Source organism: Aeromonas sp. Y293-4, assembly GCF_027705905.1.
GTDB lineage: Bacteria > Pseudomonadota > Gammaproteobacteria > Enterobacterales > Aeromonadaceae > Aeromonas > Aeromonas veronii.
In genome coordinates, this window is the sequence record NZ_JAPDCI010000007.1 from 203,600 (window position 1) to 226,580 (window position 22,981).

The following is a 22,981-nucleotide window of genomic DNA, read 5'->3' on the forward strand; positions in this document are numbered from 1 at the left end:
GTTTTGTACCACTCACGGATCATCACTCAAAAAAGAGGCGCAATGCGTGTCTGAACATGGGAGTGAGGGGCCAAAATGGCCCCCTATTCTAAACTTGATTTCGCGTGAAACCTAGCGACTATGCCGGTTGACCGCGCCGGGCACCGAATAGCCGTCTGCGCCCCAGATCCACGCCGCCAGCCCCTTGCTGCACCGGCAAGGAGAGCAGCATCTTGAGGGTGCTGCTCACCAGTGCTCGCCCCTCCCCGGCCCCGAGATGGGGATCGAGCGGCGACATCAGGGAGCAGGCCAGCAACTGACCACTTTCGGGCAATTCACCCACCATAAAGGTCATGTTGCCGCAGGGGAGCTGCAGGGCGAGCCGATCGCTGCTGCTGCGCACCGGCCAAAGCTGATCCGGCCCCGGCAGCAGCACCACGCTCAGCATCCAGGGGGTGAGCACGCAGCCGAGCCACTGGTCTTCAAACAACACACACTCCGCCACGATTGGCATGCTGGCGTGATAGAAGGGCAACGCCTGCATCTCTTCGCGAGCGATCCGCTCGTACTGGGCTACCAGCAGAGGCGCGGGATCGCTGGCAAAACCGGCAAACTCCTGTGCCGTCTCCGGTCCTCTCTCCAGCACTCTCTCAGCCTCGCTTAAATGGGACTGCGCCATAGGCCCTCCAGTGCTTGTTCAGCTTTCTCCTGCTCAGAGAGCGGAATGGCGGGCGCACCAACGGCAGCCAGCAGGGTCAAAATCCGATCCGTCGCCTCCCCCATGGCAGCCATCACCACGGGGGTGAGGCCGATGCGGGGTTCGAGGGATTCAGGCTCGACCCCGATCAGGGTGAGCCGCTTGGGCGACTCCCCCGTCATATGCAACGCCGAGAGCACATCCGCCAGCCCCAGCTGATGGGGGGAGATCTTGCGGCCAAACAGGGTCGGGATCTCTTCATCCTTCAGGGTCACCACTGTCCCCGGCGGATTACCGCTGCGCACCGCATCCGCCAGAATGATGTGATCGCGACTGGCCATCGCTTCGAGCAACTCCATGCCGGCGGTACCGCCATCGAGCAGCTCGATGCCGGGGGCGAAACGGTAGTTGCGCCCCAGCGCCTCGACGATGCGAACCCCCACCGCCTCATCGCTCAACAGCAGGTTGCCGACGCCCAAGATCAGGATGTTCATCACAACACCTTCACCTGAGTTGTTTCGCCATTCTGGGTATCTACCACATGCACCGCGCAGGACATGCAGGGATCGAACGAGTGGATGGTGCGCACCACCTCCAGCGGTTTGGCGGGATCGGCTACCGGGGTGCCCACCAGCGCCTGCTCGTAGGGGCCGGGCTCGTCATTGAAGTTGCGCGGGCCCGAGTTCCAGGTCGATGGCACCACCGCCTGATAGTTCTCGATCTTGCCGCCCTTGATGACGATCCAGTGGGAGAGCATGCCGCGCGGTGCCTCTTCAAAGCCCACTCCGCGAAACTCCTTGTCCGCCGGGATCTCCGCCTTGATATAGGCGGTGGTGTCCCCCTTGCCGATGTTGTCCACCAGCGCCTTCCACTGATGGGACAGAGTATCTTTGAGCACGCAGCAGCGCACCGCGCGACCGATGATGCGACCCATGGTGGAGTGCAGCTGCTCGGTCTTGATGGCAGAGCCGGTGAGCGCCTTGTAGATGCCGTTCAGCTGATCGAAGTGCGCTACCGTCTCCGGGTGCTTGGCGGCGAGCTTCACCAGCAAGTCGGCAAGCGGCCCCACCTCCACCACCTTGCCGTAGAAGGTGGGGGATTTGACCCAGGAGTATTTGCCGTTATCCTGCCAGCCGGTGTAATCGGGCTCGGTCTTGCCTTCCCAGGGTTTGAGGGGCTCGTCATCCTTGTACCAGGCGTGCTTGTTGCTCTCGGCGATGCCGTCCATCAGCCAGCCATCCTGATGGCTCTCGATGGGGCGATATCCCGCCAGATTGCCATTCTCGATATAGCCGCCCGGCATCAGGAAGCTGCCGCCATTGGCGTCGGTGGGCAGCTCCGGCACGCTCAGGTAGTGCTTGGCCCCCTGCCCCAGCGTCAGCCACTCAGGATAGTGCGCGGCTATGATGGCGGCATCCACCTTGTAGACCTGCTCGATAAACTCGCCGAGCCGGTCGATAAAGCTCTTCACATAGAGCAGCCGCTCCAGGTTGAGCACGCTAGGTGCATCCAGATTGATGGGGTTGGCCACGCCGCCCACCGCCAGATTCTGGATGTGCGGGCTCTTGCCACCGAGGATGGCGACAATGCGGTTGGCATCGCGCTGGCACTCCAGCGCCTGCAGGTAGTGGGCCACGGCGATGAGGTTTACCTCCGGGCTCAGCTTCATCTCCTTGTGACCCCAGTAACCGTTGGCAAAGATGCCGAGCTGGCCGCTCGCCACCAGCGCGCGGATCTTGTCCTGCACCTTGGTCAGTTCATCGGCACTGTTGAGGGACCAGGTTGATACACCCTTGAGCATGTCCGCCGCTTTTTGCGGATTGGCCTCAAGGGCCGCGGTGATGTCCACCCAGTCCAGCGCGGAGAGCTGATAGAAGTGGACGATGTGATCGTGGATGTTGTGGGCCGCGATGATGAGGTTGCGGATAAACTGGGCGTTGACCGGCACCTTGGCGCCGATGGCATTCTCCACAGCCCGCACCGAGGCGATGGCGTGAATGGAGGTACATACCCCGCAAATGCGCTGCACTATCATCCAGGCATCGCGCGGGTCGTTGCCCTTGACGATCTCCTCCATCCCGCGCCACATGGTGCCGGACGACCAGGCTTTGGTCACTTTACCGCCTTCGATTTCGCAGTCGATACGCAGGTGCCCCTCAATGCGGGTGATGGGGTCTATGGTGATACGTTGGCTCATACGTTGGCTTTCCCTCGGGCCTGATAATCTTGGTGAACACGTTCAAGTGATGGCAGTACCGGCAAGAGCCGGATCAACAGCAAATAGGCACACACCTCGATGGCAACAAAGCCCAGAGAGATCAGCACCTCCTCCGCGGAGGGGAAGTAGTGGTAGCCATTGCCGGGGTTGAAGGCGAGCAGGGAGTAATCCAGTCGCCAGAGGGCGGCGCCCAGCAGCATGCTGAGGGCCCCCAGGAACAACATGCGCGAATCCCGGCGGCTCTTGTCCCAGTGGAACACCAGCAGCGGGAAGATCATCAGCGCAATCTCGCTCCAGAACATGATGGAGAAGCGATTGAACTCGGAGAGATACTCCGACTTGTCGTGGATGACGATCTCGGCAAAGCGCAGCGCCACAAACAGGATCAGGAAGATATCGATCACCTGGGTCAGCTTGTAGAAGAGTGACTTCTCATTGGGGCCACGCCCCGCCAGTCCCGCCTGCACCAAGGAGCCCTCAAATACCACGATGGAGAAGCCCATGATAAATGCGGTCAGCAGCGAAAAGACCGGCAGCAACTCGTAGCTTTGCCAGAGCGGATGGATCTTCTCCCCCGCCACTATCATCAACGAGCCCATCGAGGATTGGTGCATGGTGGGCAGCAACGCCCCCAGCGCCAGCACGAAGAACATGATCTTGTTGAGGCGAATGAGGGACGCCTTCCAGCCGAACTTCTCCAGCAGCACGGGCGCAAACTCCAGCGCCATCACCCCGATATAGATGGTCATGCAGACCGCTGTCTCGAACAGCACCGAGGAGGTGTTGAAGTGACCGGGCAGGTAGAAGTACGGAAGGTTCCAGTAACGCCCCACGTCGATGGTGATGGAGAGACCGCCCAGCGAGTAGCCAAACAGGCTCGCCAACAGGGCCGGTCGCACCAGCGGATGATACTCGCCCCGGTTGAACACATAGACAGCCCAGGCCAGCGCCCAGCCGCCACAGGCGAAACCGGTACCGATCAAGAGATCGAACGAGATCCAGAGACCCCAGGGATAGCCACCGTTCAGATCGGTGACCGAGCCCAGCCCAAAGACGAGGCGCTTCAAGATCAACATGCCGCACAACACGGCAAAGGGGGCCAGCACCAGCACAGGCCAGCTGACCAGCTTGCCGCCGAGGGGATGTGCCTTGTGGTTACTCATGATCCTTGCCTCCCTTTGTGGTGCCCTGATCCTTGATCTGCGCACTCCCCTGATCATGGCCATCATCGTGATGATGATCGTGACCATTCTTGGTGTTGCGGCGAATGAGCACCGAAAGGCCGGTCAGCACCACCATGGGCAGCACCATCCCCTTGTAGAGGGTGTGCTGGATATGCTCGGAGCGGGCACCGGAGGAGAGCTCCGGCAAGTCGGGCATGTCGAGCTTGGTATAGGGCACCCCGGCCAGCACCAGCACCTGGGTGCCGCCCCCCTCCTTCTCGCCATAGACGTAAGGCTGGTAGTTGGGTACCTCGTGCAGGTAAGGGTCGTTGGCAGAGAGGGTCTGGCGCGGATAGGCATATTCGCTGCCCGGGGTCGCCAGCAGGCGACGCTTGGCCTCGGCCATCAGCTCCTCGCGGGTGCCGAAGATGACGGCGCCAGTGGGGCACACCTCGACACAGCCGGGCAACTTGCCCTGATCGATCCGCTCAAGCCCCTTCTGGTTGCAGAGCTCGCACTTGTGGATCGCCCCCAGCGGATTGTCGTAGTCATATTTGGGCACATCGAACGGGCAACCCACCATGCAGTAGCGACAGCCGGTGCAGACGCTCGGGTCGTAGTGAACGATGCCGGTCTTGGGATCTTTTTTAAGAGCCTGCACCGGACAGACAGAGACGCAGTTGGGATCGACACAGTGCATGCACTGCTTCTTGATGTAGGCGTAGCCATCCACCAGCTGATCCTTGTGCTCGCCAGTGCCGCTCTTCCACACCTGAATGATGTTGTTGGTGTAGGGGGTCAGCTTGTCGTTGTTGGACCAGGTCTGCGCCCCGGCTGGATTGGCCGGGTTGCCGTTGAGGCGCTGACACTCCGCCACACAGGCCTGACAGCCGACGCAGAGGGTGGAGTCGTAGAGCATGCCGAGTGCGCCGGGAATGGGCGGCTTGTTCTTGGCCGCCGCCAGTGCGCTGCCGGGTACGGCTGTGCCCGCCGCCAGCGCACCGACGGAGGCAAATTTGAGGAAGTTGCGTCTGTTCACGGTTACTCCTCCCGTGATGGGTGCTGCCCGGCTTCGTGGCGCTTCTGCTGGCGACCGAGTTCACGCACCGTCATCAGACTCACCCCCACCAGCACCCCGAGGGCGCCACCGATCAGGCCAGTCGCGGTGGGCGAGGTATAGCCCCCCTCCTGGATCTTCACATCTGGTTTATCCACCCTCGGAGTCGGGTTTTCTACCTTGGCAAGCTGGAAGATCCCCTTGCTAAAACCGACCCCCTGCTCGTTACAGCCATAACAGGGGTGACCGATGCCGACCGGCCAGATGCCACCGCCCACATCGCAGAACTCCAGAGTTGAACAGTTGCCGTAGGTCTCCGGCCCCTTGCAGCCCAGATGGTAGAGACACCAGCCCTGACGGTGCCCCTCATCGCCAAACTCCTTGGCAAAACGCCCTGCGTCGAAGTGCGGACGACGCTCGCAGTTCTCGTGGATCAGTCGCTCATAGGCAAACAGCGGACGTTTCTTGCTATCCAGCGCTGGCAGCTTGCCGTAGGTGATGTAGTAGGCAACCGTGGTGAGGAAGTTGTGAGGATTGGGCGGGCAACCCGGGATATTGATGATGGGGGTGCCGATATTGCCGAGCGCCTCTTCAAGGCTGACAGCGCCGGTCGGGTTGCCACCACTGGCAGGGACGCCACCCCAGGCGGCACAGGAACCAATGGCAATGACGGCAGCCGCATCGGCAGCCGCACGGCGAATATGGTCGACGATGGGCTCACCGGCCACCATGCAGTAGACGCCACCATCTTTCAGCGGAATGGAGCCATCCACCACCAGCACATATTTGCCTTTATAACGCTTGATGGCGTTGTGCTTGTTCTCTTCCGCCTGATGACCAAAGGCCGCCGAGAGCACCTCGTGGTACTCCAGCGAAATGGTATTGAGGATCAGGTTCTCGATAGTGGGGTGCGTGGCGCGCAGCAGCGATTCGGTACAACCGGTGCACTCCTGCGCCCCAATCCAGATCACCGGCGGCCGTTCGGGGCTGGTGAGCGCAGTGGCCATCTTGGCGACAGCATGCTGACTTAATCCCAGGGTTGCGGCCATCCCGGCACACAATTTCATAAAATCACGGCGATTAATCCCATGAGCCGATAAAAAATTATCCTCGACCATTCTACTTATTCCCGTAGTGAGCACTTGTTTGATAAATGCTTAATAGCGGAAATGCTAAGGACTCACCCACCCTGCAGTATTGATCTCTATCAATTTCGACCGGCTTACCCCTATTTTCATAGCGAGCCACATCACAAATGAAATTAATTACCCCCAAAGAGATATTTAGCATCCCCATAAATTTTATGAACTTAATTGGATATTAAATAATTAATCACTGCATATCCTCTCTTTCACTGTGAGCCAAATTAACATGATTGAAATCTTGGCTATACCGCTCATTTAACAATAATGACGCTCAACAATAAATGATCCATTGAATATATCTTTACTCATCTCATTGCATATTTCATGCAGTCATCTACGGGCAACCTCCTGACTTACCTCCCCACACCAGAACTGTCTCACGGCCAGCTGCCACCGGTAGCAAGCACGGCCTGCACGGCACGATTTACCTGCATGTCGCTTGGTTTCAGTTTGCATTCAGCCTGCACTGGACGGCGATGATTGCTCCTGCTAGCCCACACAGTACAACCCCGCTTGGCCTCCCTTATGTTTAACACCGCTTAATGAAAAGATACCGCCGAGGTATGCATATCAATACGCCCCCCCACTCTTTTTATTGTCTTGGATGCGGGTGAGTAAAATATCGCGCTCACGGATATGTTTACGCATCATCGTGAATCTGCATTCAAATCATTGGAGAGAGAAAAGGCAAGGTGGAAGGCTGCCTGCAACATAGTGTACATATTTAACTCGCGATGCATTCGCTCACCCAGTTACAGATGTTACCGCCCACCTTCACACTATTTACCTTCACGTCACCCTGCGTAATTAACCAGAGCGTAAATATCCATTCCCATCGATATAGATGATAATTATTCTTGTTCAATGGCAACCCCAAAAAATGAGTTTGGATGACGATAAACATGACAAACGATAAGGGTGTTAATCATCAGTCAAGCAGTGGCTCCAGCCACTACCTTGCCTGATCGAACTCGAACTCGTTGACAGCCCTGCTCACCTCGTGAAATTCAGCCCGCAGCGGCCGCAGTTGCAGAGAGAAACCTCCCCCTGACTGCCTCTGATAACAACGCCATGAAGCCTTGTTTCTGGCTGGCCCTAGGGACACTTGCCAAGTGCGGGAATTGAACAAAAAAACGAGAAAAATCAAGATAGATAGCCAATTTAAATGACATAATTGACTATAATTCAATCGAACGTTTGAAAAACGTGACCACTTCACATGGACCCAGCGCAATGACCACTGAACGGGAACAGTTGATCCGCTCACTGTTTGATGAGTACATCGAGATGTATTCATCACGGGATGATCGGCTCACCACGCGGTTTAGCGACAATTTCAGCGGTTTTGCCGGCAGCAGTGATGTTCTGGTTACCGATAGAGATGAGTGGATCCGGATAACCCGCCGCGATTTTGCCCAGATCCCGGGCAGGATCCGCCTGGAAATACTCGACGTAACCCTGCAAGATCTGGCCGCCGATGTGGTGGCGGTCACCGCCTTCTTCCATATCCATCTACCGAAATCAGAACCTATCCTCTCCCGCAGAACCGCCAGACTGGTGCTGATTTTTCGACACGAAGCCATGGCGTGGAAAATTGCTCACAGCAGTATCTCCATCCCTTACAGTGCGGCTCGGGAAAGCGAAATTTACCCGATGACCAGTCTGGAGGCGCGCCAACATGAGCTGGAGCTCATTATCGAGCTCAGAACCAAAGAGCTGGCCGAAGCGAACCGGAAACTGGAAGCGCTCAGCAATACCGACGGGCTCACCAATATCGGCAACCGTCGTCTGTTCGACAACTCATTGAACCAGGCCTGGGAGCACTGTATTCAGACAGAGATGCCGATTGCGCTCATCATGCTCGACATCGATCATTTCAAGCAGTTCAACGACCTCTATGGCCACGTTGCCGGTGACGAGTGCCTTCGATTGCTGGCCCATACCCTGGCGCAATCCGGGCGCCGCTCGGGGGAGTTGGTGGCTCGCTACGGCGGAGAGGAATTTGTCATCCTGTTGCCACATGTCGAGCGTCAATCCGCCTATGAAATTGCCCAACATATCCAGCGGCTGATTTTTGCACTCGCGCAGCCACACGCACAAAATGCCACCGGTCTGGTGACCGTTAGCATGGGTGTTGCCTGCCTCAGACCATCGAGTCACTGGCAGCCATCTGAACTGGTAAAACTGGCTGATGCTGCGCTCTACACCGCCAAATCATCCGGCCGTAACTGCATCAGACTGGCGGAGTCACCCAGCCTCCCGTAACCCCTCTGCCCATAAGTCCCTCATGCGTAACCATCCTCCCCACGGGGAACCACTGCACGCTAACCATGCACGGCAAGGCTCAACGCATCCCATCGCAACATACCTTCCCACTGATCCAGTGTGCTTTGATAGGTATCCGCCGCGTTGTAATGGACCATGGCATGCAGGCGGGCATGATGGCCAAGTCGCTTGACCACGTCGGGCATGGCATTGAGGCTGGCCAGCACCCGCGCCAGATCGCCGGGATCGTTTGGCTGATATTTACGGCAATTCACGTCATCCGTAAGGTGTCGGTCCCACCAGGCGCCATCGGCCGGGATCACCACGCATAATCCTGCCGCCATGGCCTCCAGAATGGAGAGGCCAAAGGGCTCCTGATGACTGGTGGAGACAAAAATGCCGCATTGTGATCGGATCTCGTCAAGATTGGCGGGGTTGGCATACCAGTGCGTGTCTGGCAGCTGTGGCTGAGGCTGGCTGCAGGGTTGCAGCGTGCCCTTGGGCTGCAGATAGCACACCATCAGCTCGGGGCGCGCGTCAGGGATCAGTTGATGGGCGGCCAGCATGGTCTCCAGTCCCTTCCAGCGCAGCAACGAGGCCGCCCACAAAATACGAGGCCCCCCCAGGGTCGCTTTGGGCCAATCAATCTCGCTCAAACCGTTGGTAAATGGCTGCCAGTGTGACGGGAACTCGGTCTCGCCAAGCCGGGCCAGCAATGCCGCCAGGGAGCTGCGAGTTGATTCGAGATAAAACACAAAATTCGCCCGTTGCAAGGCCCTGGCAGAGAGCCCCGAGCACCCCACAGGGCCATGGATCAGCTGAACCACCCGGCACCGCAACCAGCGGGCCGCCCAGTAACAGCAGAGATCCACCCCAGGCCCGGACGCCGCCACCAGACACTTCACCTCCCCCAGACGCAACACCAGCCAGAGGATCAGCATGGTCTGCCACCCCTGTTTGAGCAGATAACCGATGCCGGACTCCCGCCCCTTCAATATGTGGGGCAGCCAAAGGGGATGATGCTGACAACGGGACCAGGAGTCGGGATCCTGGGTCAGCACATGGCATGTGAGCCCGGGCATCCGTTTGGCCAACTCATCGAGCAGCACTTCGGTCGCAACCTTGGAGCCACCGCGAAACGGGATAGGATCCACAACGATGACCTTTCCGAACACCGGCTCAGTTTGCATGCTCATCTTGCTGCTCCCTTACTCTGGCACCTTGCGGCGGCCAAACCCCAGTTGCACTTTTTGCGCAACTCTTGCCATCCCACTCGCCAGCATATTGCGACCTCTGGCAAGGAGGCGTTGCCCCGCCCAATGCATGAGTGGTCGGAAGGGTGTGGAGGCCGTGGCGTGCCAACGACCAGCCAGCGCGGCGTCCCACACCGCCGTGACCCCGTCGACATAGCGCGCCACCGTGAACAGCTGTGCGGCACGCAACTTAGCGGCCCGCCCCATCGCACATCGGCGCTGCGGATTGCTCAATTGCCGCCAGTGATCAGCCATCTCGGCCCAATCCCCCGGGGTTGCCAGCAAGCCGGTCACCCCCTCCTCCACCACTTCGGGGATGCCGCCTACCCGATAGGCACTGACCGGAAGCCCCAACATGCCCGCCTCCGCCAACGTCAGACCAAACACCTCCTCACGGGCGCCGGAGACCAGCAGATCCACCCCGCCCCGCAAGATAGCCGCGCTGTCTGGTCGCTCGCTGAGAAAGTGGACCTGCTCGGCAACCCCGAGCTCGACAGCCAACGCCATCAATGCTTCCCGCTCCGGACCGCTGCCAATGATCAACAACTGGGCCTCCTCCCCCGATGCCATCAGGGCAGCCAGCGAGCGGATCAGCAGATCAATCCCCTTGCGTTTGATCAATGAGCCAACGGTTGCGATGATCATATCCCCCGGTGGCAAGCCCAGCATGCCGACGACCGGCCAGTGAGCACCGCCATTCAGGCGAGCGGCATCCACCCCGTTGGGTACCCGGATCAACCGATCGGCCGCGCAGCCATCCTGGCGCCAACCGGTCAACACCGGCTCGCTCACCCCGATCAGCACGCTTGCCTGATGAACCCGCAGGCTGAACCTGTCTCTTGGCTGGTAACGGGCATGGAGGTGGCACACCAGCGGTACCTGCAACGCCCGACAGACCCCCGCCAGCCACTGACAAGGGGCCGCGCTGTTGGCGTGCACCAGCCCAATCTGCCGCTCGGTGATGAGCTCTCTGGCTCGCCGGGAGAGGCGCCGATGGGCCGCAAGATCAAAACGTGGCGCCTGCCATCCCAGCAGCAGGCTGAACGGCTCGACCATGGTTTCTACCCCGAGGGTGGCCGCCTCTGCCGCCAGCGTCGGGCTATTGCACCAGAGCAGGGGCGTAAACCGGCTGCGATCGAGGTGGGCCAGCAGATCCAGCAGGCAGCGTTCGCTGCCGCGGATCCAGTCCTCTCCGTAGTGAACCAGCAAAACAGGGGTTGCGTTCATCCTCTTGCTCCCTTTGGTGGCACTGCCGGCAACCGGGTTGCCTCCTGATGCTCCTCAGCGGTGGCCTTCACCTCTGCGGCCGCCTGCTGCACGTACTTGATGGCGGCGACGGCCAGCGCCAACTCCAGATAGATAGGCCAGGTAAACCCCTGGGTCAGGAAGGATCCCGAAATCACAAACCCCACCATGCTGGCCATCACCCCCTGCATCGCCGTGATCACTGCAGGAGGCATGCCAGCGAGCTGGCAACGCCAGCAACTGCGCAGGGCCACCGTCACCATGCCGATAAACAGCGCCAACCCGACAAAGCCGGTTTCAGCCAGCACCCCGAACCAGGTGGAGTGCACCGCATGATTAAGCCCATCCCAATGGGGGCTGTAGAAGAAGTAGTTGTAATAGAAATTGGACAAGCCCACCCCCACCAACGGATGGCCCAGCGCCATGCCCCAGGCCGCTTGCCAGGCGTAGATCCGCCCCATGGCCGAGGCATCGACCCCACTCTCGGCGGCGCCGCCAGATGCCCGGTCGCTGATCCCGGCGGCGGCAAACAGCACCACCAGCGCGACCATCCCCAGCGAGATCAACAGGGTTTTCGACTTCACCCGCTGCCAGGCAAACAGGCCGCTGACCGCACACACGCCAAGCAAGCCGCCGCGGCTCTGAGTGGCGATAATGGCGGCCGCAGTCAGGACAAAACCAAGCCCCCCCAGCAAACGCCCCCCCACCCCATTGCCCTGATTGAGCAACAAGCTCAGCGAAAAGCCGGCAGGAAAGAGCAGCACCAGCGCCAGATCGTTGGGATCCCCCAGCACAGAGCCCAGCTCGCGCCCTATGGTCACCCGGGTCCCCTCCACCAGCCCGATCCCGCTCGCCTTGTTGTAGAGGGCCACCAGCGCCACCAGACAACCCGCCACAACAAAAGTGCGCACCGCCAGCGCAAAATCCCCCGGGGTGCGCACCAGCCAGGCGGTGGCCAGGGTCATCAGATAGATCTTGCTGTAGCTGCCGGTCCAGGTGGCGATCGCCTCGCCCCGGTTGCTGGCAAACAGCACACCGATGGAGACCATCACAAAGAAGGCCGTCAGCCAGCTCAGGGCAGGACTCCAGTAGGGCTTGATCCGGCCGGTCAGCAAAATGTGCCAGACCAGCGCGCCGATGGCAGCCAGCGAGAAGAGCAGCGGGATCTTGAGGGGATAGAGCTGGGGGAACACCTCATGCAGTCGAAAGAAGGAGAAGGTGACAAACCCCAGCACCATCAAGAAGGGCCAGCGCAGGGCAAACCAGATGGCGGGAATGGCAAGGCCGAGCACCGGCAGCAGCAAGGGATGGGGCAGCCGCCACCAGAGCAGGGCCAGCACCAGACAGATGGTGCTTGCCCAGATGGCTGGCGTTAGACGAGCCATGATCCTGCCCACCATTGGCCGAGCCAGACCATCGCCAGCGCCCCGAGCGAACTGGCCCAGAGGGTCGAGAGGCGATACGGCAGCGGCAGCAACCGCTGGCTCACCAGATAAAAGGCCAGCGCCCGCACCAGATAGACCAGCAGCAGGGTCCAGATCACCCCGGCAACCCCGAAGGGGGGGATGGCGAGCAGAAAGCCTGCCACCCCAAGGGCGCTGCAGCCCAGATTGATCACCATCTGGGCATTGCTCTTCTCGCCGCTAAAGCAGCCGACATTGAGCAAGTCCGAAACATTGCGCACCGCCATCCCCAGCACCAGCAGCGGAATATAGGCAATCGCCCCGTGATAGCTCTCCGGGGTCAGCCAGCGAATGAGCAAGGGGGCAGTGAGCCCGACAATCCCCGCGGTAACAAACCCCAACACCGACCCCATCACGCTGTAGTGAGCATTGAGTCGCAGTCCATCCGGTTCGCGCAGCAGCATGAAACGGCGGGGATACCACCAGAGGGCAAAGGGTTGCAGCAACAACCCCACTGCCAGCGCCAGCTTGCCCGCCACCGCGTAGTAGGCGAGCAGCGCCTCACCCACCACATCGGCCAGCAGCCAGCGATCCAGTCCGCTCAGGGCAAAACCTGCCAGCCCGCTCACCACCAGGGGCAATCCATAGCGCAGCAGCGGCCGATAGTGCTGCCAGTCAAAGCGGATCCCGCTATCTCGCCACTGCCAGAGGCTCAGCAGCAGCGCCAGTGCAACGCAGGTCAGGGTGCCGGAGGCCAGCACCCCGCTCACGCCCCAACCGAGCCAGAGCCACCAGCCGGTCAGCACCGACTGGATCACCGCCTTGCCTGCGGTCGCCACGAAAAAGAGCTGCGCCTGATTGCGCATGCGCAGCCATGCCAGCGGCACGCCGATCACCCCTTCAAACGGCAGGGCGCAGAGCACCCAGCGCACATCCGCAAGGCGGGTTTCCACCGGCAGCCAGGCTTGCACCACAGGTGCCAAGAGCCAGAGCAGCGCCAGACTGGCCAGGGCGATCAGCCAGACCAGACCAAACATGCGGGCCACCACCTGCTGGCGCTCCTGCTCATCTTTCGCCAATCCGGCAAAGCGGTAGAGGGCATCTACCAGCCCGAAGCCCAAAATAAGGGAACCCAGATTGATGAGGGTCAGCAGCACCTCCAGCTGGCCGTATTCACGAGGCAGCAGCTGATGGGTCAACACCGGCAGCATCAGCAGGGAGATCCCCTTCATCAGGAGCAATCCGCCGGCGTAATAGAGCATGGCAATCTGGTTCACACCAAGTTTCATAGGGCCTCCCAGCCACCCGAAGCATCCTGCTCCAGGTCAGCTACCGCTAATGCAAAGCCCACGCCACTCACTCCCGCCCTGAAGCGATAGCCCCTCTGTGCGGCTTAACCGGCCTGAACAAGCCCAGAATGAGACTGGCATTTGCGTTTTGCACAACGCTGGCTGCAAATTGCACCGACCGGCGCAATCTGCCCCACCTCTTAGCCCCATTTGGCCCGATCCCGCTGGGGTCGTCCTGTTGGCCCGATCCCTGCTTTCTGCATAGCGAGCAACGGACTGCACCAGAGGGAGAGGTCGCCATGAACACCATCAACCTGCACCGGATGAAAAGCTGGGCCAAACAGGGAGAGACGCCACTGGCTCGCCGGGTATGGCGACTGGCCAAAAGTGCCCGCCACTGGTCATTCCCCGTGATCCCACCCCTGCATCGGCTGCTTTATCGGCTCTATCTGCTGGGCAGCAACGCGCTGGCAACCCTGACCCGCACCCTTTGGTGGACCCCCTTGTTTCAATCTCGCCTCACAGCCCCCGCGCCACGCCTCTATCTCTATGGCGGCATCCCCTATATCAGCGGCCCGGTCACCATCGAAATTGGTGCCGACTGCCGCCTCAGCGCCGCCATGACCATCAGCGGCCGGGCATCGAGCCAGACGCCAAGGCTGGTCATTGGCCGCAATGTCGGCATTGGCTGGCAGACCACCCTGGCGGTGGGCAGCAAGATAGTACTGGGGGATAACGTCCGGATTGCAGGGCGCGCCTTTCTGGCGGGCTACCCGGGGCACCCGGTCAACGCCCGCGATCGCGCCCGGGGCCTGCCGGATCGCGATGAACAGGTGGGGGCCATTGTGCTGGAGCAGGATGTCTGGCTAGGCACCGGGGTGATGGTGATGGCCGGTGTCACCATAGGCGCCGGCACCATTGTCGCCGCAGGCAGCGTCGTCACTCGGGATCTGCCTGCAGGTGTGCTGGCAGCGGGTGTACCGGCCACCGTACTGCGCCCCTTGCAGCCACAGGATCACAGCGACCTCGCACACGCTTCGGAGACCTTTGCATGAAACCACACTCACTGCCGCAACTGGTGGTGCTGGGCGAGGATTGGGGCCAGCACCCCTCCAGCACCCAGCACCTGATCAAGCGTCTGTTGCCCGATTATCAGGTGCTCTGGGTCAACTCCATCGGCATGCGCTGCCCCCGTTTTACCCTTCATGATCTCACCCGTATCGTCCGCAAACTGGGGGCCGTGCTGCGCGGCGCGCGCCATGCTGGCGGCCAGTCGGTTGCGCCATCAGAGGTCAGCAGCCCCCGGGTACTGCCGCCGCTCGCCTTGCCACTGCCGGGCAGTCGGCTGGCAGGCAAGATCAATGGCCACTGGCTGGCGGCGCAGATCCGGCGTCAGCTGCCCGAGCTGGATCGCCCCTTGCTCTGGATCTCCCTGCCCAGCGCCGTCGATCTGATTGGCAAGCTCGAAGAGCGGGCGGTCATCTACTACTGCGGCGATGACTTCTCGGCGCTGGCGGGGGTGGATCATCAGGCCATCGCTCACTGCGAAGCCCGACTGGTGGAAAAAGCGGATCTCATTCTGGCCGCCAGCCCCGCACTAGCCAGCCGCTTCCCCCCCCATAAAACCCGGCTGCTCAGCCACGGTGTGGATCTCGAGCTGTTTATGCCCCCCAGAGAGCGTCCGGCAGATCTCCCCTCCGGCCGCCCCATTGCCGGATTTTACGGCAGCCTGAGCGACTGGATTGATATCCCCCTGCTGGCAGAGACGGCCGCCGCCCTGCCCCACTGGGATCTGGTGCTGATTGGCCCGGTCCAGACCGATATCTCCCCCCTCAAGGGGCTCCCCAATATCCATCTGCTGGGGCCCCGTCCCCACCACACGCTGGCGGCCTATGCCCAGCACTGGCAGGTGAGCCTGCTGCCCTTTGTCGACAACGCCCAGATCCGTGCCTGCAATCCATTGAAATTGCGCGAATATCTTGCAGCAGGGAGGCCCATCGTCAGCACCGATTTTCCGGCCCTCGATGGCTATCGGGATCAGATCCAGCTCCCCCACGATGGGGAGAGCCTGGCCCAGGCCATCAACCGGGCCGCCTTTGATCAATCCAATCCGGGCTGGTTTCAGGAGAGTGGCTGGGAGGGGCTCACCCGCAGCGAAGGGCGCCACACTCGCCAACAGCAGGTGGCCCAGCAAAGCTGGGATCACAAGGCTGCCGAGCTGAACAACTGGTTGAAGGGGCTGGCCGGATGAGCAGAGGGCTCTGGCTGGTTATCCTGCTCTGCTGCCATGCAGCAATAGCCGCTACCCGGCTGGAGGGGCTGACCCCGCTGCCCCTAACCAGTAACCAGACACCCCAGCGGCTTGATCTGAGCACCCACAACTGGCCAATAGGCAGCGATGATGAACTGGTGATCGAGGGCCATAACCCCAGCGCCCGCCCGCAAACCCTGATCCTGCGTATCGACGATGAGGCCTCGGTCAACTACCGCAGCCGGGTCAATCTGGAGCGGATTGTCGCCCCCGGCCCCTTCACCCAGCGCTTTGCCTTGAGTGAGTGGCGCACCAGCCAGCCCAGAGCGCTGGCGTTGGAGAAACTCACCAAGCTCTATCTCTTTATGGCCGATAACGCCCCCTCCATGACCATTCACCGCTGGTACTGGCAGCCCGGTTTGACCTTGCCAGCGGGCACCATTGCGCTGGATCTGGGGGCTGCGGCTGCGCCCCGCTTTACCGGCTTTGAGCCCCTGAGTCCGGGGGATCCCCGGCTGATTGGCCATCCCACCCCCATCTTGCGTCCCTCCGGCGATGCCCTGGTTCGCGATGGACTGCGCAATCTCGACGGAGTACGACTGGATCTAGCCAAAGGACGCTACCAGCTCACCCTCTGGCTCGATGACCCCGGCGAGTGGGAGTACCTGCCCCACCCCTTCGAGCGCAGCGTGCTGGTCAATGGCGAGCCCATCTGGGCCGAGCAGTGGCAACCGCAGGAGTGGCTAACGCAGCGCTATCTGGCGGGGCAGTCCCGCGAGGCACTGCCAAATCCGGATCCCTGGCAGCTGTTCGGAGCTCGTCAAGGCGGCCCGGTCCATGTCACCCTGAACCACCCCGGCGGCCCGCTCACTATCACACTGGTGGGCCACTCACCGGATGCCAAATACCTGGCGGGGCTGCTGCTTGCCCCCTATCCGGCCCCCACCAGCAAAGAGGCTCTCCCGAATAGTGGAAAAGATCTCGCCGTATTGGCCGACGCTACCGCAAGCGTGCTGACCAAGCAGCGCCAGCTGTTTTTGGAAAAGTGGACTCTGGCGCACTATTCCCCAACCCCAGCCCCAGCCCCTGCTTCGCAGCAACTGAGCCTCACGCCGATTACGGATGCCGCCCCCACCCTGCAGATCGCTCCGCTATCTGCGGCCGATGCGTTGCAGCAGGCTGCGCAACCCGTGCTGGCCGCCCGTGGCAGCCAGCTGTTGCTGGAGTTTGCCATCCACGCCGCCACCGACGATCCGGCCCCCTTGCTGGTGATCCAGCCCCCTGAGCAAGCAGGATCGCCGCTGGCGCTGACCCCCTATTACGGCAAGTGGCATCTGGTTCGCCCGCAGGCGAGTGGCACCCTGCTAGCCCCCTCGGATCAGGAGCTGGTCGAGGGGATCGCCGGGCTCACCCTGCTGGCAGACGTACCTCGGCGTCTGGTGCTGCAGATAACAGTCCCACGCGATGCGCCGGCGGGGCGCTATCTGGGCAATATTCAGCTGCTGAGCCAACAGCAACTGGTGCAGTTGCCACTGACTATCGAGGTGCTGCCGCTGACCCTGCCCGCGGCCAGCAAGCCGGTCGGCATCTATGTCGAAGCGCCCCCCTATCTCAACTGGCTGAGCCCCAATCCCGAGGCGTTAAAAGAGCAGATCGCCGAGGCCAGTCACTGCGATCTGCAGCGGCTCGCCAAACTCGGGATCAGCGGCCTCTCGCCCGCCCTGCCACAGGATGAAGCGGGGATGCAGGAGATCATGGGAGAGGCGGCCGGGCTCGGCTTTGTGCCGCCCCTGCTGGCCTATACCCCGCTCAAACGCTGGGGGGGAGACCCTGCCAACCAGCTTGATCAGTGGCAGGCGCGGCAACAGGGGCTGACCGCCAGCGGCTTGCCCCCGCTGGCATGGAGCCTGTTTGATGAGCCGGATCTTGCCACCCTGCCCGCCATCACCACCCTGGCGCGGGAGATGAAACGGCGGGATCCAGCGGTGATCCGCGCAGGCCACTTCAATCATCCGGGTCAGGTTGGTCTGCTTGCAGAGGTGGAGATTGCCCTGATCAACGCAGGCTTTGGCGCCGACAAGGCCGATGTGGCGCGGATACGCCAGCACAAGGTCACCCCCTGGTTTTACAATCTGGGCACCCCGAGAGCCGCCGGGTTCTATTTGTGGCAAAGCGGCGCCGAGGGCTATTTGCAGTGGCATGGTCGCATGCCCACCGCCCTGCCTTATGACCCCACCGACGGGCGGGAGAGCGACTTTATGCTGCTCGGCCCGCAAGCCTGCGAGGCGCATCACCTCTCCCGCGATCTGTTACTGTTGCAGCAAGCCATCGAAGATCTGCGCTGGCTCGCATGGCTGGAGCAGGAGGCCCGCTATCAGGTGGATGCCGCCCTGCTGCTGGAGCGCCTGCGCGATCAGCTGCCGACCCGCTGGCAGGTGGCAGAGCAACTGCCCTCTGCCGCCTGGATCCAGTGGCGCCGCGAGATTGAACAACTGGCCAAGGGATTGAAAACATTGCAAACTGGTGCCAACTCATCCTCCTGAAGTGACTGCGTATGGCCAACCAGATTCCCCGCTCCACAGCAAACGACAGCGCCCTGCGCTGCCTGTTGCCTCTGATGCTTCCGCTGCTGATCCTCACCGGTTGCGCCCGTCAGGAGCCGGTCAATGAGACCCTGCCGATCCTCAACCAGTTGCGGGAACAACAGCTGGCCGAACAGCCCCAGCTGCAACTGCAGTACCAGAACGCGGAGACACAACTGCCAGCGGATCAGGAGCAGCTGCTGCATCAGTTTTTAGGACGCAAGGATCCGGCCCGGATTGCGCTGGTAAGCGGCCCCGGGCTGCAAACCGACATGCTGGAGAGTGCGCGAATGGCAAGCGTGCGACTTACTGCCCTCACCCGCTTGCTGGGAGCTCGCGCTATTGAGCTGGAGCCCCGCTATGACCCCATGCTGGCCCCCAATACCTTGCTGATCCGCATTCTGCCAAACGGCGAATCGGGGGCGGTCACGCCAACGGCGGCGCAATAAGCGCGAGGCAAGAGGTTGGCAAGGCCACCCGATAGAGGGGATAAGGGACCAGCCCCCACAATTTGCGCCAACCCTGGGTAAGACGGTACGAGAGCAGCGGCGGACTCTGGTGTAGCTCGCCTAAAAACATCACCCCCTGACTCATCCCTTCACCCGCCAGCGTCACTGACATCGCCTCGCTATCAGGCGCCACCAGCATGGCCTGCAGCAGACCGTCACAGCGGGGATGGGCCAGCTGATAGCTGACATAGGTGCCGCCCAATACCGGCGTAGCCACCCGCAAGCGCCATCCCAACTGGACCAGCTCCATCAGCATGGGCTTGGCTCCCTCGTTAACGGCCCGGTTCTGATAACGCCAGCCCATGGCGGCAGCACTGAGCAGTGCCACCAGCAACAGCAACAGGTATCCCCTAGATAGATGCATCACGGCGCCCCCGGATAAAGAGAATGGTCATCACCAGCAACATAATGGCCCACTGGTAGAGCTGGGCCAGCGAGCCGGTATGGAGCCAGCCGTACCAGCGCAGATCCAGACTCATCAGCACCAACCGCAACTGATTGGCCCCGATATAGAGCAGGCAAACCAGCAGCAACATGGGCCACTGCCGGTAGAGGGGGCGCTCAGGCGCCAGCCAGCAGCAGGAGACCAGCCAGGAGAGCACCACCAGATAGAGTTGAGAAAACGAGGAGCACCCCTTGAGCACAATCAGCGCATGGCCTCCCAGCCGCTCGATGCGATTGCCATCAAGGCGAGTCTCCCAGCCCAGCAGCTGCAACCACTGGCCCACCCCCCAGGCGTCGAGGGCCAGCACAGGGCCGGAGAGCAGGGCAAACACCTGCTGCCCCCACAACACCGCCACGGTAAAGGCGAGCACAATCTGCAACACCGCCCGCTCATCGCCACTCTGATGACGGCGCCATAGCGAGGCCACCAACAGCAGACAGGCCAGCGCCTTGCAACTGGCGCTGGGGATCAGGATCAGCAGGATAAACAGGGCGAGCGCCAGTGGATGCGGACGCCAGCTCGGTGCAACCCGCGATGCAATTTGCCACCAGATAGCAATCAGCAACACCACCAGCAGGTTGAAGTGGCCCATATTGAGCCACACCATGCCCCACTGATTGGCCAAACCAAGTAGCAGCCAGTTGGGTGCCCACTGCCAGGGACGGATCTCCATCGCAACTCCTGCCGGTTATCAGCGCTTTTGACCTCTGTCGCAAGTTCTCGCAAGTTCCATGCCTGCCCGGCCTCACCCGGACCAAGCCAAGTCAGAGGATGCAACAAAGCTGGCACGCTTTATTCATTCCCCCTGCTGGCACTAGCGCCAAGGAGAAGGAGTGGGCAATGAAACTCAAACCGTTGGCAGGGCTGCTGGGGATGTTGTTGGTAACCTCCCCCGCATACGCCTTGACCGAAGTCGATACCGAACTGCAACTGCTGATGGATGTGTCGGGCAGCGTCAGTTCATCGGAATTCAATTTGCAGTTACAGGGGTATGTGGACGCCTTTTACAGTCAGGATGTACAGAGCGCCATCCTCGACACCAGTGGCGACAAGCTGGGGACCATTGCGGTACAGATGGTGATGTGGAGCGGTTCGACCCAGCAGAGCGTGATGACTGACTGGTTCCACCTCTACGACATGACCTCCATCAACAACTTCGCCGCCACCCTGGATGCCCTGGTGCGCCCCTATGCGGGGATGACGGCCCCCGGTTCGGCCATGGCCTTTGGTGCCCAGCAGTTTGATACCAACAACTACACCGCCGCCCGCCAGGTGATGGATGTGTCGGGTGACGGTATCCAGAACAACGGGCTGGATACCTCCACCGTGCGGGATCAACTGCTCGCCTCCGGCATCGACACCATCAACGGCATCACCATAGGTCAGGACTATGCCGATGGGGTACTGCAAGAGTGGTATGTGGAGAACGTGGCGGGCGGTCAGGATGCATTTGTCATCAATGCCACCACCTTCGCCGACTTTGGCAATGCGCTGGAGCTCAAACTGGCGGCCGAAATTGAGGGGGGCATTATTCCGGAAGGTGCACTGGCCGCCCCCATCGAGGAGATCCCGCTGGCCGCCCAGCTGCTGCTCGGTATGCCGCTACTGCTGGCCTGGCGCTATCAGCGCCGTAACCAAGGACGCCTGCAGCCCGCCAACGGGCAACTGGCGCCCGCCATCGGCTGATTTATCACCCCGTGTGTCGCGATTAGGGAGCTATGGCTCCCTGATTTTTTGCTGTAACCATGGCTTTCGGCAGGAGCTTCACAACTTCTGGTTTGAATACCGCCAGTAGTCAACACCGAAATGCTTTGTTAACAACAATCATCGGCACCATTTCATAAAATGGTACTCAATATAGCCAAAATGATGCCTAAGCCACCAACGGCCCTACCTCTACCGATTCTGTTTAGGAATACTAATAAAAGCCTAATTGGTTTCAAAATCATAACATTCACCAATGTGACAAAATAAAACCTCAAATAAGATTTAATATTCTCAATAGATGTATAGGTACTTCCTTTAAGCTCTTCTAATGTCATTAATTGGGGACCCTTAAGAGCCTCTTTAATAGAACTATTGGCCATCTTAGATAAAACATCATACTCATTTAGGAAGAGTTTTTGAAAGGCGTTAACTTCTGAAATCTGCTTGTCGAGATAATCTTCTAACATCACCGATAATCTTGGATGCCATACTTCAACTATAGCCAACACAACTCCAAGCCATCCCAAAACTGAACTTGTTTCAACATTCATATTCAAACTTCCTTTCGGTTATTATAATGCCGAGCCCTAAAGATTTTCATGCACAAAAGCTGTCAAAAAAAGTTTTTATCACAAGGCAACAGGTTCGATTAGCGAAGCGTAATCGGACGTTCGCGGCCTTTCTGAATTCAACTCGCTAAAATTTTTCCATATCGCCACATTAGCGGGAATGTGTCATCGCGAGTTTGCAATTACGCCTACCAGATAAACGAACCTACGAACAGCACATCACCTTAAAACCATCGCATCTGCATAGTAAAATACTACACATTGCGAATTTTTATGGAACTGTTTTTAGGTTACTAGTTGTTCTGCGTACTCATTCCAATCAATAGCAGGAACTGTTCCTAACGATTGAAGCTTCTGCAACAGACGGAAAAGAAAATAAATAAGAGAATTATCAACCGGACCAAGCTTCATTGATGAATCATTCGAAAATATATCGAAGCATCCACCAGATACCGCCAAGCCACAATCTAACCTTTGCATTCCATTCAACGTTTTATGATTTCGTAAAAATGCTTCACCAAACCCATCAGCCCAATCAATATCAGTCGCTACAATACCGGCTATTATTTCAAAATGCTGCTTTGGTGGGTAAATTCCTCCTGCATGTGGTATGCCCACACTAGTTCGATGGAGCACCCGAACTGATTCTGCTTTTTGGGCAGCATATTCAAGATAACCCTTATCAATTTTAGGCTTGACCTCTAAAACCGCATAAACTGACTCAGCTGGAATAAAGCGGTGGCCTTGTTGATCTAACAAAGTCGGCGTATATTGGTTATCAAAAATTATCACATCAATCTGATCACTTGTCTTACCATTGGAGTCTATAACAATTCCTGTATCAACGGCATAACGATCTGGTAGGTACTTTTTTATTATTTCAATAAAATACTGCTCGTTAACCTCTCCCATCGTTCCATTGTGAGTTATGGTTGCGGAAGACATTGCCAGCTGGGATTGAAGTACCTTCTGCTGCATAGAGAAAGAATTTTTAAGAAATTCTTTTCCATCAGTATTAGAAAACGTTTTGGCTACACTACTCATGAAATTATATGACTCCAATATTGTTTGGAAATACTTTCTGAAGCTTTACGAGCAATTTGTTCCTTAGGGAAGGTGCGAACAAGCAGGGCGAGATCGTGAACGTTTTGAAGCAATGTTAAGAGGATTTGACCGACCGATCTGGGTGTGATCTTATACTCTC

General features: G+C 59.4%; 20 protein-coding genes. 6 read left to right on the plus strand and 14 right to left on the minus strand.

Features of this window, described 5'->3' with window-relative positions:
• Positions 1 to 118: 118 nt before the first annotated feature.
• Genes hybE through hybO form a run of 6 tightly spaced genes read right to left on the minus strand, consistent with a single transcriptional unit; the run spans position 119 to position 6,232 of the window.
• Positions 119 to 658, minus strand: coding sequence for a hydrogenase-2 assembly chaperone (gene hybE, locus OKC31_RS10415; protein WP_270656941.1), 540 nt, complete (start codon positions 656 to 658; stop codon positions 119 to 121).
• Positions 640 to 1,170: a HyaD/HybD family hydrogenase maturation endopeptidase gene (locus OKC31_RS10420; protein WP_270656942.1), complete on the minus strand. Its 531-nt coding sequence runs from the start codon at positions 1,168 to 1,170 to the stop codon at positions 640 to 642. Before OKC31_RS10420 ends, hybE begins: the two co-directional genes overlap by 19 nt.
• On the minus strand, positions 1,170 to 2,873 hold the full coding sequence (gene hybC / locus OKC31_RS10425; RefSeq protein WP_270656943.1) for a hydrogenase 2 large subunit: 1,704 nt from the start codon (positions 2,871 to 2,873) through the stop codon (positions 1,170 to 1,172). The genes OKC31_RS10420 and hybC overlap by 1 nt, the downstream gene beginning before the upstream one ends.
• Positions 2,870 to 4,057, minus strand: coding sequence for a Ni/Fe-hydrogenase cytochrome b subunit (gene hybB / locus OKC31_RS10430; protein ID WP_005351459.1), 1,188 nt, complete (start codon positions 4,055 to 4,057; stop codon positions 2,870 to 2,872). The genes hybC and hybB overlap by 4 nt, the downstream gene beginning before the upstream one ends.
• Positions 4,050 to 5,096 carry a hydrogenase 2 operon protein HybA gene (hybA, locus tag OKC31_RS10435; RefSeq protein WP_270656945.1) on the minus strand — a complete coding sequence of 349 codons (1,047 nt, stop codon included), beginning with the start codon at positions 5,094 to 5,096 and terminating at the stop codon, positions 4,050 to 4,052. Before hybA ends, hybB begins: the two co-directional genes overlap by 8 nt.
• 2 nt (positions 5,097 to 5,098) lie before the next feature.
• Positions 5,099 to 6,232: a hydrogenase 2 small subunit gene (gene hybO, locus OKC31_RS10440; protein ID WP_005345182.1), complete on the minus strand. Its 1,134-nt coding sequence runs from the start codon at positions 6,230 to 6,232 to the stop codon at positions 5,099 to 5,101.
• 1,233 nt (positions 6,233 to 7,465) lie between these two features.
• Between hybO and OKC31_RS10445 the strand changes: the two genes are divergently transcribed.
• Positions 7,466 to 8,524, plus strand: coding sequence for a diguanylate cyclase domain-containing protein (locus OKC31_RS10445; RefSeq protein ID WP_270656960.1), 1,059 nt, complete (start codon positions 7,466 to 7,468; stop codon positions 8,522 to 8,524).
• A 59-nt stretch (positions 8,525 to 8,583) separates the two neighbouring features.
• Here the strand turns inward: OKC31_RS10445 and OKC31_RS10450 are convergent, their stop codons facing one another.
• The 4 genes from OKC31_RS10450 to OKC31_RS10465 are packed head-to-tail and all read right to left on the minus strand — an operon-like array spanning position 8,584 to position 13,714.
• On the minus strand, positions 8,584 to 9,720 hold the full coding sequence (locus OKC31_RS10450) for a glycosyltransferase family 4 protein (protein WP_227094627.1): 1,137 nt from the start codon (positions 9,718 to 9,720) through the stop codon (positions 8,584 to 8,586).
• Between the two features lie 12 nt (positions 9,721 to 9,732).
• Positions 9,733 to 11,004 carry a glycosyltransferase family 4 protein gene (locus OKC31_RS10455; RefSeq protein ID WP_227094628.1) on the minus strand — a complete coding sequence of 424 codons (1,272 nt, stop codon included), beginning with the start codon at positions 11,002 to 11,004 and terminating at the stop codon, positions 9,733 to 9,735.
• Positions 11,001 to 12,407 (minus strand): O-antigen ligase family protein, encoded by a 1,407-nt coding sequence (locus OKC31_RS10460; RefSeq protein ID WP_270656946.1) that lies wholly within the window; start codon positions 12,405 to 12,407, stop codon positions 11,001 to 11,003. Before OKC31_RS10460 ends, OKC31_RS10455 begins: the two co-directional genes overlap by 4 nt.
• Positions 12,395 to 13,714, minus strand: coding sequence for a lipopolysaccharide biosynthesis protein (locus tag OKC31_RS10465; protein ID WP_270656948.1), 1,320 nt, complete (start codon positions 13,712 to 13,714; stop codon positions 12,395 to 12,397). Before OKC31_RS10465 ends, OKC31_RS10460 begins: the two co-directional genes overlap by 13 nt.
• 299 nt (positions 13,715 to 14,013) lie before the next feature.
• Here OKC31_RS10465 and OKC31_RS10470 point away from each other — a divergent pair, with 299 nt between their 5' ends.
• Genes OKC31_RS10470 through OKC31_RS10485 form a run of 4 tightly spaced genes read left to right on the plus strand, consistent with a single transcriptional unit; the run spans position 14,014 to position 18,996 of the window.
• A complete protein-coding gene (locus OKC31_RS10470) occupies positions 14,014 to 14,769 on the plus strand; it encodes an acyltransferase (RefSeq protein ID WP_270656949.1) in 756 nt (251 codons plus the stop codon).
• Positions 14,766 to 15,965 (plus strand): glycosyltransferase, encoded by a 1,200-nt coding sequence (locus tag OKC31_RS10475; RefSeq protein WP_270656950.1) that lies wholly within the window; start codon positions 14,766 to 14,768, stop codon positions 15,963 to 15,965. The genes OKC31_RS10470 and OKC31_RS10475 overlap by 4 nt, the downstream gene beginning before the upstream one ends.
• A complete protein-coding gene (locus OKC31_RS10480) occupies positions 15,962 to 18,508 on the plus strand; it encodes a hypothetical protein (RefSeq protein WP_270656951.1) in 2,547 nt (848 codons plus the stop codon). The genes OKC31_RS10475 and OKC31_RS10480 overlap by 4 nt, the downstream gene beginning before the upstream one ends.
• A gap of 11 nt (positions 18,509 to 18,519) precedes the next feature.
• Complete coding sequence (locus OKC31_RS10485; protein ID WP_270656952.1) at positions 18,520 to 18,996, plus strand: hypothetical protein; 477 nt, start codon at positions 18,520 to 18,522, stop codon at positions 18,994 to 18,996.
• Here OKC31_RS10485 and OKC31_RS10490 read toward each other — a convergent pair.
• Positions 18,974 to 19,420 carry a hypothetical protein gene (locus tag OKC31_RS10490; protein WP_270656954.1) on the minus strand — a complete coding sequence of 149 codons (447 nt, stop codon included), beginning with the start codon at positions 19,418 to 19,420 and terminating at the stop codon, positions 18,974 to 18,976. The two genes, OKC31_RS10485 and OKC31_RS10490, sit on opposite strands and share 23 nt — an antisense overlap.
• A complete protein-coding gene (locus tag OKC31_RS10495; RefSeq protein WP_005351432.1) occupies positions 19,407 to 20,174 on the minus strand; it encodes a hypothetical protein in 768 nt (255 codons plus the stop codon). The genes OKC31_RS10490 and OKC31_RS10495 overlap by 14 nt, the downstream gene beginning before the upstream one ends.
• Before the next feature lie 167 nt (positions 20,175 to 20,341).
• Here OKC31_RS10495 and OKC31_RS10500 point away from each other — a divergent pair, with 167 nt between their 5' ends.
• Positions 20,342 to 21,187 carry a DUF1194 domain-containing protein gene (locus OKC31_RS10500; protein WP_270656955.1) on the plus strand — a complete coding sequence of 282 codons (846 nt, stop codon included), beginning with the start codon at positions 20,342 to 20,344 and terminating at the stop codon, positions 21,185 to 21,187.
• A gap of 152 nt (positions 21,188 to 21,339) precedes the next feature.
• On the opposite strand, the gene OKC31_RS10505 is transcribed toward OKC31_RS10500, so the two are convergent.
• Positions 21,340 to 21,759, minus strand: coding sequence for a hypothetical protein (locus tag OKC31_RS10505; protein ID WP_160880521.1), 420 nt, complete (start codon positions 21,757 to 21,759; stop codon positions 21,340 to 21,342).
• A 303-nt stretch (positions 21,760 to 22,062) separates the two neighbouring features.
• Positions 22,063 to 22,821 (minus strand): DUF6602 domain-containing protein, encoded by a 759-nt coding sequence (locus OKC31_RS10510; RefSeq protein WP_270656957.1) that lies wholly within the window; start codon positions 22,819 to 22,821, stop codon positions 22,063 to 22,065.
• Positions 22,822 to 22,981: the final 160 nt, after the last annotated feature.